Source organism: Solibacillus sp. FSL W7-1472 (genome assembly GCF_037969775.1).
Classification (GTDB): domain Bacteria; phylum Bacillota; class Bacilli; order Bacillales_A; family Planococcaceae; genus Solibacillus; species Solibacillus silvestris.
The window spans coordinates 2,602,163-2,617,503 of sequence record NZ_CP150208.1; the positions used below are offsets into that span (position 1 = coordinate 2,602,163).

Below are 15,341 nucleotides of genomic sequence, written 5' to 3' on the forward strand. Positions count from 1 at the left end.
ACAAAGTTCGACACAGATTTCAATCATTCAAACTAAAAAAGAAGCTCACTTTATAAGTGAGCCTCTATTTTGTCACATATTATGAATTTTAGTCCCTATAATGTTGCCGGTTGCATCAATTGCCTGGAATTCAACCTCTACATATAAATCAAATTCCGGGAACTCATAAAGGTTCGGTCTATGCATATAACGAGAAGAACCTCGTGCAGGCAAGTCGTATTTAACATCCCCACTCGGTGAAATGAAGACAACGCGAACACCTTTTACATTGTCACATCCTGTATTTACATCTGCCAGGATTGTTACTTTTGATGTTTCGATACGAACATCGGTATTGTTAAAGATTGTATCCCCTACTAGACAACTATTATTCATAGCAGGTGTTTTACATAAAATTGTCGTAATGATTGCTTGCAAAGAGCCGTGCAAGTTTTCAATCGATGTAATATTTTGATATGTGCCATTTGTTTCGGACGAAATATCTTTCAGTAGTTTCTCATTTACCGTTGTATATGACCCAACAGAGACAGTGTGAATTGCAATTCCTTTTTGTTTTGCATCTCTCAGCACCTGTTCGAGTCCATTGCTGTTCGAATAACCGTCAGTAACTAGTACAATAGCTTTGCTCGTATACTGGTTTGTCGTGAAATTACCGATTGCTGTTTCAAGGGCCTTCACAATATTTGTCGATCGGTTTTCATTTTTATACGTTAACAAACTATCGATACTTGAAACAATATCCGCTTTGTCGGTTGCTTCGTGATTTGGACGATTATTAAAGCGATATACATGACTAGGGTTTGCCCCGATTTGTTTAATCGTTTGCTTCACTTTATTCGCTGTATAATTTTTCGCATCGCGCGCTTTCATCGAACCAGAGTGGTCTACAACAAACATAACTTCCGATTCAACGGAACATAAATTGTTTTCATAACGCGGGTTGGCAAAGATTTGTTCAGTGACCGTTGTATTTTTCAGGCTTTGAACGACCTTATCGTAGCGTGGATCCAAATCGATCAACCGCGCCTTTACTTGCGCTTTACCGTATAAAATATCATCAAAGTAAACTACCGCGGATCCGCGGCTGCCTGTGCCGTTATTATAGTCTTTCGTATTTGTATCGAATGATACGACACGTGTTTTGCCGTTGAAAGTTACTTCCACCGTGCCTTTATAATCGGTAATAATAACCCCGCCTGGTGCGACAAGGTTGACGATTACTTTTGTATATCGGTCCATGCCTTCCGGACGCTGCTGCAGCTCTTTACCTGCAAGCAAAACCTTAATTTTTGCAACGGCACCTTCGAGCTTCCCGATTATATCCGCATAATCTTTTCGCAGTAGGTTTTTGTCGATTTGGCCTAAACGATCATACATCGCCTTAATGACCTCTACCGACTCTTCATGTGCTAATGTTACCTGGTCTGCAATCGGTAAAAATTTATCTGTTAAATAAATAATGACCGCATGGAGCATTGAATCGAATGCTTCCGTATCTTCTTCACTCATGACACCTTGCAAATCATATGTCGCGCGTCCCTCATTGTTGACCGTGTACATTACTTTAGCATTGCCGAGACCGCCCCAAGAAGATTCCTCTTTTGGTCCTTCAATCATATAGTCAAGAATTTGTTCAAACAGCCAAACCGATATAATTTGACCTTCCAGCTTCAAATCTGCATTCCCGTATTGAATTTCCTTGGAAGTAACCTGGCCTTGTGTCAGTTTTCCGTCAGCAGTTGTATAGCTTTCCCATTTAGACCCAGTCATCACTTTTAAATCCGGATCGTAGTTTGAGATTGTTATTACCCCGTTTTGTGTAAATGGTACTGTCGTTGTCCCTACAACACCTTGAGGTAATGCCGGTAAAGGTCTAACGCCAGGGTCAACCGTTCCGCCATTCCACTCTGTCTGTTCCGGATCGAACACTTCGTAAGAAATACGAAGTTCTGCTTTTGGCACATAGCGCACAGACGCTTCAATCACCTGATTTTTGTATGTGTAATACTTTTCTGATGGATTAATCATCTCAAAGCGAATTGTATCCACTACTGACTTCGTTAAAGCTGGTGCCGTTACATATACGCTAAGCTGTGGTCCATCGGTATAGACCGTTGTGGATTGACCGCTTGTACTTGTATTCGTTTCGGAAACTTTTGCCCCTGCTTTTGAAGTTACTTTAAATGCCAATGATTCATCATATGAAATGTCATTGCCGTAGCTATCTCGCAGATCAATTGTAATTAATGTGGAATCAACACCGTTTGCTGTAAGTTCCTCGTTTTCTACATTAATTTTTTTAACTGCTTTATAAACATCCGGACGTGTCGTTTTATCATCCGTATTTTCACCTGGTGTTGTCGGTATTGTCACAGTGCCGTTTTTACTCTCAACAAAGTTTACCGGTAATGTAATTTTATTATTATCTTTGCCAGCAGGTGTACTTGCCAGACCTTCAATTGCCAGTTTCCCTTGCTGATTGATTCGGTACATGAAGACTGCCATATCACCGCGATTAATATTGCGTGTCGGCTTATAGTCCTCGTATGTTTGCTTTCCTGTTGTACCTGTCGTAATTTCGTTCATATACAAATATCTGACCGCCTGAATCTCGGATAAATCAAGACCATTTACCGCCGCATAAAGCCGCGCAAAATGTCCGCGTGAAATATTGGCATTGCGTTTCGATTTATTATTTACACCATATAACGGAATATTCAAGTCGCCATAATATTCATAGAGCATATCTTTATCATTTGTACTGAAATGATAGTTTTTGTCCATCTTCGCCAAAAACTGCAGCATTTGCCATTCCATTACGAGTGTTCCGGACTGGAATTTATTTCCTTTATACAACTGCAAATAATCATTATCTATTGTCCATTTGGCTGCTTTATACTTCGAATTTTTTTTCGATATATCCGAAATTTGCTTACTTGCAGCTTCCGTTTCCGTAGCACCGAACGGAAATACTACGGAGAATACTAGAAGACAACAGAGCAGCATGGCCATTAGTTTCTTTGTTTTACTCATGTTTGCAACCCCTTAGTTAAAGAACAGAATATTGTCTCGGTAATTTTCTTTTAAATCTGTTTCTAAATAACGTAAAAATCGTTCAATGATTGCAGAAGATTGTGCACGTGTTAATGTAGCTTTCGGATTGAAATACCCTTCGCTTCCTGACATTAACCCTAACTGTGTTGCGACATAAATTGCATCGCGTGCATAATCCGTAATTTTGTAATCATCTTTATAGTCTGTAGTATAGCCAGGCTCAGGTGCTTTACCTTCCAGCCCAAGTGCGCGTACTAAAATTGTCGCTGCCTGCTGACGTGTTAAAAAACCGTCCGGGTCGAATGTTGTTGGTGTTTTCCCTTTAATAACGCCTTTATCAACCGTTGCCACTAAGTAATTGTAATCTTTTACTGTACGTTTCACGTCTTTAAAAATAGATGGCTGTGTCTTTTTGCGGTTCGTTTCTTCCAATACACGCAGATCGATTGCTTTACCAATGGCAATTGCAAAATCATAGCGCTGAACAGGTGTATTGGGTGAGTAGAAGTTCGATTGATCATCTAATATGCCCAGTGAATACAGTTTCTCAATTTGCACGCGTGCCCAGTTCGAAGATAAATCTCGGAATTTTGGAATTTTCAGCATTTCAAGCTTTGGCATATAGTCGATGTTGCTTGCGACTGTTCCTTCACTAGCAGGCAAGTCGTATTCATATTCCGATAATGAATCAGCAGAGCTAATCGTTTTATAGTTACCGTTAAAACTAGATAACGATGCATCATTTTCGTTATATTCCAATGTTCGCGACTTGGATGTTGATACTTTGTTTTTCACTGTACCAATCGTCCCGTCATCAAACTCAATCTCGAAATCCGTAATTTGTGTTTCAGTAGCTCCCCAGAAGTTTTCATATCCTTCATTGCGGCTATCTACATGTGCCGTAATTGTTTTAGTAACGGCATCTTTGCTACGTCCTGTCACTTCGGTATATGTTTTACGTGCAATCGCATTTCCTGAATAATAGTCGGATGCCGGACGCTTGTCAGTAATCGTACTTTTAGAAAGCTGGTAATCGGCCAATGTAAAGGTTCTGTCACCAACCGTAATTTTTTCAGTAAATTTTGTAACTTCACCCGTTGCCGAACTTTGCCCAACTTGGTCATAGTTTGTGACATCGTATGTATACGTAAAATTCCGTGTTAGCTTTTCCCCATTTGGCCCTGCCAACGTAAACTTATATGTTTCGGTTAACTTGCCTTTAGATTCCTTCGTTGATATCGTTATATTTTTATTTGTCCCTGTAAATTTAATCGGCTTTCCTGTTAAGAAAAAGTATTCTTCATACTCATATTCGTTTTTTATGCCGCCTGTTAGATCAATTGATTGTGCAGAACTTGATGAAGGGAGCAGCAACAGAAAAAATGAGCATGCCACTAGGAAGGTGAAGCAAAGTTTCTTTCTCACAAATTTGTCCCTCATTTCTTTATGATTCACTTATTATGAAATAGCATGCGAGAAACCGGTCCCGCATGCCTTTTTTATTAGTTTACTAATAATACATAAACTTCCGATGTTGAACGTGCAATCGCTGTAACATGATCTGCTTTTTTAATATCAGATATGTCGATTACTTCCCCATCTTTAATAACCATTGCTTTTGATAGGTCGAGCGAAAGTGAACCAAATCGGTAACTCCAGTGACCGTCTTTGTTCCACTGGCTGCTGTTAACAACCGAGATCTTTTTCGTATTGAAATTAATCGAACTTACACGGCCAGTTAATGTTAACGTAGCCAGTTTTTCATTTGGCACAAAATGAATGCCCTCAATATGACCATCATTTACAAAGAAGTATCCGTAATATGGATTTGGTGAATTTGTGTAATTATCATACAAATCGAGATCCAGTTCCGGGATGACTTTGAATTGCTTTGTTCCATCCAGTTCTGAAGCGATTGTTGAATTACTGTAAGCAAATGATGCAATGGAATTATCCGTATTCCAGAAATGATTATCGAAACGTTGTAAGTCAGATAACTCCACTTCATATGCATCTAGATCCGCCACATTAATTCGACCAAAGTATAGTTTGTATTTTGATAGATTCGGTGCTAAATAACCATCATTTGTTATATTGACGATATGGGCATAATCACTCTTAATCGCCCCATCTGTTAATACAAATGCCGTTGTCGATATTGGATTTTGCGCTAAATCAAGGGCTATAAGTCCTTCAGGTTCTACTAAACGGCCATTGCGAATCAAAATCGAACCGTTATGATAATTTAATTTTAATGAATTTTTAAGTTGCAGTGTGTTCACACCAAGATTGACACTTGTAATAGGTTGATAGAATGTACGCTCATTTTTAGCTAATACGATAATTTTATCAATTACTTCTTTGCTGAACTGAGTTTTTGTTACAAAATATAGCTCGCTATTATTATATTTTTTTAATTGGCTTTTTGAGATTTTTTTATTTCCTACGTAAATGCTTGTACTGTTCGTAAAATTAAATGTTGCTTGTGTTTTCGTTTTTACTGTTCCAAAGCGCCAGTTTAGTAAAGGATGCGCATTTTTAACATTTAGCGTATTTTTGTTTGTATTAACTGTATTTAAATCTGCTTTATATAATTCCGCTACCATATTGGCTGTGCTCATAATTGTAATTTCAGCTATACGGGAAGTATTGGCTGTTGCAAATTTTAGACGGACACGGTCTCCAACATAAAGTGTGCTTAAATCTACAGATGAGTTTCCTTTGAAAACTTCCGTATTGTTTGTCACTGAATAATTTTTAGTTGAGGAACCGTCGACTTTTACACGTAACTGCAAACCGTTCGGATCAATTTGTGTGACAACACCGGTTACTTGTTTGCTGTTTTCGACGATTGAACCGCCTTCTACATTTGTAGAGCCACGCATTTCCGTAATTTTGCCCAAGTTTACTTTTATCGTGACACTCATGCCTGCTTTAAATCCATCAATCGTTGTCAGCGTACTATTAATATAGTATTTACTAGTATTGGCAAGGTTAAATGTTGCAGTTTTGCCTGCACTATTTTTTAATGTGACACTTTTTAATGTTCGTGTGACATTTCCCTTCTTATCTTCGGTTTCATTATAATTCGCTTTCATAAATGTATATGTATTCGATGCTGCTTCAGCTTTTTGTACTATTGGTAAGATCGCTAAAGCAATTGTAATTGCTATCAATAAGGTAATGAATTTTTTAAGCAATTTCCCTGCCTCCTTCTTTCAGTAATTTTTTCAATCCATAGTAAACGCCCGAAATATTTGTAGTTAATACCAAATATTGTTACATGGCCTATTTTAGTGTAACAAAATTGCCGACTATTGGCATTGATTGTCGAAATTATTTATACGTAAATATCGATTGTTTTACCTAATATGGGGTGTGATGCATTGATCACTTCGACTATTTGTTTCGCATTATCTTGCTGAAAATCCATCGCTTTTTTCGTCATGGTCAATGAAACATTTTGCATCAATTCGTTATGTTTCACCGACATCGCTAATGCAGCAATATCCAAATGTACACCTCCTATTTACCTTTATCGGCTAAATACTATGAATATCAAGTAATTATTATAATTTCCGAGAGTAATTTGGCCAAAATAAAAAACAACCCCGAAAGAATTTCGAGGTTGCATTGTTTACATGCGTGATTCAATTTCTGCCCAAGCCTGTTCTAGACCAAGACCTTTTTCAGAAGAAAACACGATTAATGGATCTTGCTTTTCCATTTGTAGTGTTTCCCGGACAATCTTTTTATGCTTATCCCATTTTCCCTTCGGAATTTTATCTGCCTTAGTTGCGACAACTATTACCGGGATATTATAATGCTTTAAAAAATCATACATCATGCAGTCATCTGAAGTCGGGTTATGGCGAATATCAACAATTAAGACAACCGCTCTTAACTGCTCACGGCCCATAAAGTACTGCTCAATCATTCTTCCCCATGCTGCACGTTCTGATTTTGAAACTTTTGCATAGCCGTATCCTGGTACGTCAACATAATAAAGCTGTTCTTCAATTTTATAGAAGTTCAGTTGTTGTGTTTTACCAGGTTTTGACGAAATACGTGCCATTGCTTTACGGCCAATCATACGATTGATAAACGAAGATTTGCCGACATTTGAACGACCCGCTAAAGCGAATTCAGGTAGCCCGTCTTCCGGGAACTGTTCTGGTCGGACAAAACTGCCGATCATTTCTACGTTATGGACTTTCATTACTTATTAAAACCTCCATCTAGTGCGAGCGCAAGAACTTCTTCCGCTTGTGAAACTAGTTTAAATGTGAGTTGCTCACGAATTGTTTCAGGAATATCATCAATATCACGTTCATTGTCTTGCGGAATGATAATCGTCGTTAATCCTGCACGGTGGGCACTTAGTGATTTCTCTTTTAAGCCGCCGATTGGCAGTACACGACCCCGTAATGTTACTTCTCCAGTCATTCCAATTTCGCGTTTAATTGCTTTTCCAGTTATTGCGGACACAATAGCAGTCGTCATCGTAATACCTGCTGATGGACCATCTTTTGGTACAGCGCCTTCCGGAACGTGGACATGAATATCGTGCTGATCGAAATAATCAGCATCTACTCCTAAATCACTTGTTAATGTACGGACGAATGAAAGAGCAATTTGTGCTGATTCCTTCATTACATCGCCAAGCTTCCCTGTTAAAATTAATTTACCTTTACCAGGTGTTAATGAAACCTCGATTTGTAATGTATCACCACCGACTGTTGTATAGGCAAGTCCAGTAGCGACACCCACTTGGTTTTCCAATTCAGCTTGTCCATAGCGGAAGCGGTGTTTCCCAAGCATATCCACTAGTACTTTGGAGTTGACCGTTACTTTTTTCTTTTCACCAGATACAATTTTTTTCGCAGCTTTACGGCAAACAGTCGCAACTTGACGTTCCAACCCACGAACACCAGCTTCACGGGTATAGTAACGAATTAAATCCGTAATCGCTTCATCTTTCATTGCCAATTGCGTCTTCTTCAAACCATGTTCCTTCATCTGTTTCGGAATCAAATGGTTCTTAGTAATTTCTACTTTTTCGAATTCTGTATAACCTGCAATATTAATGATTTCCATACGATCCAATAATGGTGCAGGAATTGTACTTAAATCATTTGCTGTTGCAATAAATAGGACATCTTGCAAATTGTACGGTTCTTCAATAAAGTGGTCACTGAATGTATTATTTTGCTCGGGATCCAATACTTCCAGCATTGCAGCAGATGGGTCTCCACGGAAGTCATTTGACATTTTATCGATTTCATCAAGTAAGAATACAGGATTTGTCGTGCCTGCTTTTTTCATCCCTTGAATGATACGTCCCGGCATTGCGCCGACATACGTACGACGGTGACCACGAATTTCAGATTCATCACGCACACCGCCAAGTGATACACGGACAAATTTACGGTCAAGGCTTTCCGCAATGGAACGCGCTAAACTCGTTTTACCTACGCCCGGAGGTCCGGCCAAACATAAAATCGGACCGCGCAATGAATTCATTAATTGACGTACTGATAAATATTCTAAAACGCGCTCTTTCACTTTTTCTAAGCCATCATGATCGCGATTTAAAATTTCTTCTGCATAGGCAATATCAATACGGTCTTCCGTTTTTTCCGTCCAAGGAATCGATACAAGCCATTCCAGATAATTACGGATGACACCACTCTCTGCACTTGCAGCAGGTAACTTTTCGTAGCGGTCAAGTTCTTTTAACGCTACTTTTTGTGTTGACTCCGGCATTCCGGCACTATCGATTTTTTTGCGAAGTTCGGCAATTTCACCCGTTTTTCCTTCGCGATCACCAAGTTCTGTTTGGATTGCTTTCATTTGCTCGCGCAGATAATACTCTTTCTGTGTACGCTCCATCGCTTGTTTCACTTTTGTACTGATTTTTTTCTCGAGATTTAAGATCTCCTGCTCGTCATGCAAACGAATCATTAAGTGATCTAAACGCTTTTTAATGTTCGTAATATCGAGCACTTCTTGCTTTTCATTAATTTTGAAAGGCAAATGAGAAGCAATAACATCTGCTAATCGACCAGGTTCTTCAATATCAAGCACCAATTCGATTGTTTCTGTCGTAATTTTGTTTGAAGATTTTGCATACTTTTCAAAATACGATAGCACAGTACGCATTAAAGCTTCCGTTTCTGCATCTTTGTGCAGCTCATCTTCAAATAGTTCCAAATCTGCAGTTGTAAATTTCCCGGAATCTTCATAGCTGACCATTTCCGCACGGTTTAAACCTTCAACCAGAATACGTAATGTTCCATTTGGAAGCTTAAGCATTTGTTTTACCTTCGCTAATGTCCCCATTTTATAAAGATCTGCTTTTCCCGGTGAATCAACACGTAAATCTTTTTGGGTTACTAAAAAGATTGTGCTATCTTCAAGCATCGCATGTTCTAGTGCAGCAATTGAACGTTCTCGACCCACATCAATATGTAAAACCATCGTTGGGTATACAAGAAGTCCTCTTAACGGTAAAACTGGCATATTAGTTAATTTTTTCGTCACGCGGGTATTCACCTCCATCCAAATCTTTAAAAAAACCCGCAATATAAGTATGTGTTAGTTCCTTGTCAATTACGCCTAAGCGTTACTGTGTCCAGATTTTTCCGAGTTCAGGTACTCAAAATACTGGAGAAAACCATTTTTAACACTTCAAAACCTGAGACATCCGGCTAAATATCCGAAACCTTATGTATATGCTTTTTGTAAGAAAAAGCTGACTTTGGACTTGCTTGAGAAGTCTAAGTCAGCTACATAGTTGGAATCCATTCAGCTTATAATTAAGCTGAAGTTTTTTTGTTGTCGTCTTTTTTCAATTCAGACCCATCATCCAAAATTAACTTTGGATCTGCTTTGTCACGAATTGTTTCAGCTGTGATGATACATTTTTTAATATCTTCACGTGAAGGCAATTCAAACATTACATCAAGCATTGTCGCTTCAATAATTGAACGTAGACCACGGGCACCAGTTTTGCGTTCAATTGCCAATTTAGCAATTTCGACAAGTGCATCGTCTTCAAACTCCAGTTCAACATCATCAAGCTCCAACATTTTTTGGTATTGTTTTGCTAAAGCGTTTTTAGGCTCAGTTAAAATTTGTACTAATGCATCTACATTTAACTGCTCTAATGTAGCCAATACCGGTAAACGTCCGATAAATTCAGGAATTAAACCGAATTTCAACAAGTCTTCAGGAATTAACTGTGACATGATTGAAGCATCTTCATCGATTCCTTTATTTTGTGTTGAAGCAAAGCCAATTACTTTTTCGCCTTGACGACGTTTAATAATTGTTTCGATTCCATCAAATGCTCCACCTACGATAAACAGGATATTCGATGTATCGATTTGAAGGAACTCCTGGTGTGGATGCTTACGTCCGCCTTGTGGAGGAACACTTGCAACTGTACCTTCTAAAATTTTCAGTAATGCTTGTTGTACACCTTCGCCTGATACGTCACGTGTAATTGAAGGATTTTCGGATTTACGAGCAACCTTGTCAATCTCATCAATATAAATGATACCCTTTTCTGCACGTTCTATATCATAATCTGCAGCCTGGATTAGCTTTAAAAGAATATTTTCAACGTCCTCACCAACATAACCTGCTTCAGTTAAGCTTGTCGCGTCAGCAATTGCGAATGGTACATTTAAAATACGCGCCAACGTTTGAGCAAGTAAAGTTTTACCGCTACCAGTTGGTCCGATTAATACGATATTCGATTTCGACAATTCAACATCGTCAATTTTTGAATTCGAATTAATACGTTTATAGTGATTATATACAGCAACTGCCAATGCTTTTTTTGCACGTTCTTGTCCGATTACATATTCACCTAAAATATTTAAAATCTCTTTAGGTTTTGGAATTTCATTGAACTCGATTTCCTCTTCGATCCCTAACTCTTCCACTACGATCTCCGAGCATAGTTCGATACACTCATCACAAATATATACGCCTGGTCCTGCAACCAGTTTACGAACTTGTTCTTGTGGTTTACCACAAAAAGAGCATTTTAAATTGCCTTTTTCATCATTAAATTTAAACAATTTGGTTCACCCCTATTCAAGCAACAATCTTACAAGATTCTAGTTGTTTTATCAAATAAATTGATTGCGCGTTGTTACTAGCTTATTTTATGTCCTATTAAACTTTGCTGGCTGTTCAATAGTTAATGAAATTATCCCGCATTAACGGGTAGTAAGACTCCAGCCTTTCGACTAAAGTACAGCGAAAAGGAAAGGCGGGAAATCAACTACCCGTGAAAGCCCGATTGGTTCAACTAACAATCAGTGGGAGATAAAGAACCCCCACTGATTTAAGTTTCACTTTATATTGTAACTTTTTATCATTAAATATTCAAATGAACCAACTATTATATGTATGTATTCAAAGGTAGAAAACAAGGCACGGGAATACCGTACCTTGTCAAAATCTCATTTTATTCAATCCGTACTAGTTTTATCTTTATGTTAGACGGTAGCCCAGGAGTAAACCGGTACTTGTCGGCACTGATTCATGCTTCACCATGGTCATGAATCAGTACAGGATTGAATTCAAATCGATTATTCAAAACAAATAATTAGTTAGAAATTTTAGCGTTTTCAACTAGGAATTCAACTGTTTTTTGAGTGCGGATATCGTTCTCAAGAACTTGAGTTCCACCTAAAGCAGTTAAAATTTGATCGTTCGACATACCGAATTGAGCAGCCATTTTTTCTACTTCTGTATTGATATCTTCTTCAGATACTTCAATGTTTTCAGCTTGACCAATTGCTTCTAAAACTAAAGATACACGTACACGGTTTACAGCTTCTTCAGCCATTTGAGTGCGTAATGCTTCTTCGTTTTGACCTGAGAATTGGTAGTAAAGATCTAAGTTCATACCTTGCATTTGTAAACGTTGGCCGAACTCTTGAACCATGCGGTCAACTTCAGTGTTGATCATTCCTTGTGGAATTTCAACTTCTGCATTAGCAGCCGCTTTTTCAACTAACTCGTCGCGTAAAGAAGCTTCTACATCTGCTTCTTTGTTAGCTAAAGTAGTTTCTTTTAATTTAGTGCGTAATGCTTCTACAGTTTCAACTTCTGGATCGATTTCTTTAGCGAACTCATCCGTTAAGTCTGGTAATACTTTTGTTTTAACTTCTTTAACTGTTACAACGAATTTCGCTTCTTTGCCAGCTAATTCAGCAGCATGGTATTCTTCTGGGAAAGTAACTACTACATCTTTCGTTTCACCAGTTTTAGCACCTACTAATTGCTCTTCGAAACCTGGAATGAAAGAACCAGAACCGATTTCTAATGCGTAGTCTTCACCTTTACCGCCTTCGAATGCTTCTTCACCAACAAAACCTTCGAAATCGATTACAGCTGTGTCGCCTTCAACGATTGCTTCATCTTCTTTAATTTCTAATTCAGCTTTTTTAGCTAATTGAGCGTCGATTAAAGATTGAACTTCTTCGTCTGTTACTTCAGCAGATTGTTTAGTTACTTCTAAACCTTTATATTCACCTAATTTTGGTTCTGGTTTCACAGTTACTGTTGCAGTGTATGTGAAGTCAGTACCTTTAGCGAAATTCTCAGTACCCGCGATTTCTGGGTAGTCAACTGGCTCAATACCAGCTTCGTCTAAAGCAACTGGGTATGAAGAATTGATAACGATTTCTAGAGCATCTTGGTAAAGAGCTTCTACACCGTACATTTTTTCAAATACGTTACGAGGCATTTTTCCTTTACGGAAACCTGGTACGTTAATTTGTTTTACTACTTTTTTGAAAGCTTGGTCTAAAGCTTTATCAACTTCTGCAGCTTCTACAGTAACCGTTAATAAACCTTCGTTACCTTCTTGTTTTTCCCATTTTACTGACATATATATTACCTCCAAAGTTAACATTCGTTTGAATAAACAAACTCGTCATATATATTGTTTGACAACCATTTTAGTATAACATAGATGCTCAATGTTTCAACTTTTTTCACTACTCTTGCAAATCCGACATTTTTTCTATGTTTTGTAAAAAAGTAACTATTCCACCATTCATTTCTCTCTCTTCACCGAACATTAATTTCACATAATGGATATAGCCTGCAGCAACTTCTTCACTGGAATATCCGGCCCATTCAAACGGGTAAAGTACGATTGCATGTTTGTCGATTAAGTGTAAAGCAAACTCTAAAGTAGACGGCTCCTGTGCCAGTTGTTCCATTATAAATCCCGTAATTTCCGTATATTGAGGCAGCTTCGTCGGCAACGGAAAATTCACCGGGTTTAATTCTTTGGACTGACCTAGTTTTGTTACAGTGACTGTCATATTGATTTCTTGTTCAACAAGCAGAATGAGCAGTAAGCTTTTTATAAAAGGTTGGATTGTTTCGTTTTCAATAAGTGCTTTCAATTCACCGGAATAGGGACGGATATTCTTTTCCGTAAGTTCATGAATCAGCATCATTTGCTGTTGTGCTGACATTACAGAAAATTCTGTTGCCGTAAATTCTTCAGGTTCGTTATCTTCAATAATTGTTGCTTGAAAATGGGATTCCTGGTTTTCCGCAATATGGGCATTCAAATTTTTTAAGCGTTCGAATTTTTCCGCTTCATATTCAGGGATTAACTGTTCGTCAAACAATGATTCAATGATTTTTTCAACTTGTTTAAATTGACGTAATTGCATGCAGATCGTTAAGTACAGTTCCATCACTTCAAAGTACATGTTTGGACCTATCGCAAGCAATTCCTCACAAACTTGTTTTGCTCGTTCGTAATTTTTTTCTTCATATAATGAGTATGCAAATATACTAAGTGACACTTCATCTCCCTCACCTAGTAACAAAGCTTGCTCAAATAGCTCATTTGCTTCTTTGTACTGGTTATTTTCTGCCAAATATTTTGCTTCATTAAATAAACGATCCATCATCCCCGGAAATAAAATTACTTTTCCATGATCTTTATTTTTTTTATTTTCTTTCATCTAATCACTCCATCGGCGACAAAGTAATGCAGTTGCACTCTTCGTCCATTGCATTTATTTTAACGTTGTTTATTCATTCCAACAATAATTATATGAATGCATGATTTAATCTGAAATCGCGACCCTTTTCACTCAATATTCCCGTTCTTAATTGTAATTAACCTAATTTATTGTTAATAGCAACAAAAGGACGGTTATTGTGTGTATGAAAAAAGTCGTTCTGTTTGCATTGAACGGCCAGTGCGGTATACTAAGCGCTATGTACATTTTACGTAAAAGATATAATTAAATTAATTGAAAGAAGGATTTATAGATGAAATTTGGATTTATCGGACTTGGAAACATGGCTGGCGCGATTATTCACGGCATGATTACAAGCCAGCAATTTAATGCTGCCGATGTATACGGGATGAATCGGAGTCGTGAAAAGACCGAAGACCTTGTAAATAAATACGGCATTCAGGCAGCCGATACAATTGAACAGATAATGGAACAAGTAGACGTAATTGTCATCGCTGTAAAACCTCAAATGTTCGAAGATGTTTTACCTACAATAAAAAAACATCTAACGAATAAACACATCGTCATTTCAATCGCCGCCGGAAAATCACTCGATTATTTACATGAGGAACTTGGAAGCGAAACATCTATTTTCCGGGTTATGCCGAATATTAACGCAACAATCGGGGCATCGACAAGTTGTTATTCAACTCAGAAAGCTAGTGCAGGTCAAAAAGCAATCATTGAGAAGCTTTTTGCTACTGTCGGAACAATTGTCGAGCTTCCTGAAAACCTATTTTCAATCTTTACAACAATTGGTTGTGCTTCTCCTGCCTTTACTTACCTCTATATCGACTCATTGGCCCGTGCAGCAGTTCGTGAAGGGATGCCCAAAGATATGGCACTTCAAATTGCGGCAAGCTCTGTATTAGGCAGTGCGCAAATGGTATTACAGTCCGATTCTCACCCATGGGCATTAATCGATCAAGTATGTTCACCTGGAGGAACGACAATTCAAGGTGTCACTTCCCTTCAAGTTAATCACTTTGAAAGTACAATCTACGAAGCCGTTGATGCAGTAACGAATCGTGATACATTTTTACAAAAACAAACAGTTAAATAGAAATGCCTGCCCAGTGGATATAACTTCTCACTGGGCTTTTTCTTTTTTATAAAGTAATGATAATAAATTATGTTTTTATTTTCTATTAATTCTACAAAAAAAATATGAGAACATAATTGCTAACTACCGTACTATTCTATATAATCAATCTT

The 15,341-nt window shown here is 37.9% G+C and carries 10 protein-coding genes; 1 reads left to right on the forward strand and 9 read right to left on the reverse strand.

The genetic code is table 11. The features are described from left to right. Positions 1-72: 72 nt before the first annotated feature. The 9 genes from MKY07_RS12990 to MKY07_RS13030 all read right to left on the reverse strand — a co-directional run bounded on the left by MKY07_RS12990 (position 73) and on the right by MKY07_RS13030 (position 14,066). A complete protein-coding gene (locus MKY07_RS12990) occupies positions 73-3,033 on the reverse strand; it encodes a vWA domain-containing protein (RefSeq protein ID WP_339262547.1) in 2,961 nt (986 codons plus the stop codon). A 12-nt stretch (positions 3,034-3,045) separates the two neighbouring features. Further along, positions 3,046-4,479 (reverse strand): S-layer homology domain-containing protein, encoded by a 1,434-nt coding sequence (locus MKY07_RS12995; protein WP_339262549.1) that lies wholly within the window; start codon positions 4,477-4,479, stop codon positions 3,046-3,048. Positions 4,480-4,556: 77 nt separating this feature from the next. After that, positions 4,557-6,254, reverse strand: a complete 1,698-nt coding sequence (locus tag MKY07_RS13000) for a phosphate ABC transporter ATPase (protein WP_339262551.1) — start codon at positions 6,252-6,254, stop codon at positions 4,557-4,559. A gap of 140 nt (positions 6,255-6,394) precedes the next feature. After that, the gene (locus MKY07_RS13005; protein WP_014823250.1) at positions 6,395-6,568 is read right to left on the reverse strand and encodes a YjfB family protein; all 174 of its coding nucleotides are present in this window, start codon (positions 6,566-6,568) and stop codon (positions 6,395-6,397) included. Positions 6,569-6,691: 123 nt separating this feature from the next. Then, complete coding sequence (gene yihA / locus MKY07_RS13010) at positions 6,692-7,273, reverse strand: ribosome biogenesis GTP-binding protein YihA/YsxC (RefSeq protein WP_008405173.1); 582 nt, start codon at positions 7,271-7,273, stop codon at positions 6,692-6,694. After that, positions 7,273-9,615, reverse strand: a complete 2,343-nt coding sequence (gene lon, locus MKY07_RS13015; RefSeq protein WP_197494704.1) for an endopeptidase La — start codon at positions 9,613-9,615, stop codon at positions 7,273-7,275. The genes yihA and lon overlap by 1 nt, the downstream gene beginning before the upstream one ends. A gap of 257 nt (positions 9,616-9,872) precedes the next feature. Then, complete coding sequence (gene clpX, locus MKY07_RS13020) at positions 9,873-11,144, reverse strand: ATP-dependent protease ATP-binding subunit ClpX (RefSeq protein WP_008405169.1); 1,272 nt, start codon at positions 11,142-11,144, stop codon at positions 9,873-9,875. Positions 11,145-11,677: 533 nt separating this feature from the next. Further along, a complete protein-coding gene (tig, locus tag MKY07_RS13025) occupies positions 11,678-12,967 on the reverse strand; it encodes a trigger factor (RefSeq protein WP_008405167.1) in 1,290 nt (429 codons plus the stop codon). Between the two features lie 109 nt (positions 12,968-13,076). Further along, positions 13,077-14,066 (reverse strand): DUF3196 family protein, encoded by a 990-nt coding sequence (locus tag MKY07_RS13030; protein ID WP_339262558.1) that lies wholly within the window; start codon positions 14,064-14,066, stop codon positions 13,077-13,079. Positions 14,067-14,379: 313 nt separating this feature from the next. Here MKY07_RS13030 and proC point away from each other — a divergent pair, with 313 nt between their 5' ends. Beyond that, a complete protein-coding gene (proC, locus tag MKY07_RS13035) occupies positions 14,380-15,189 on the forward strand; it encodes a pyrroline-5-carboxylate reductase (protein ID WP_008405162.1) in 810 nt (269 codons plus the stop codon). Positions 15,190-15,341 lie beyond the last annotated feature (152 nt).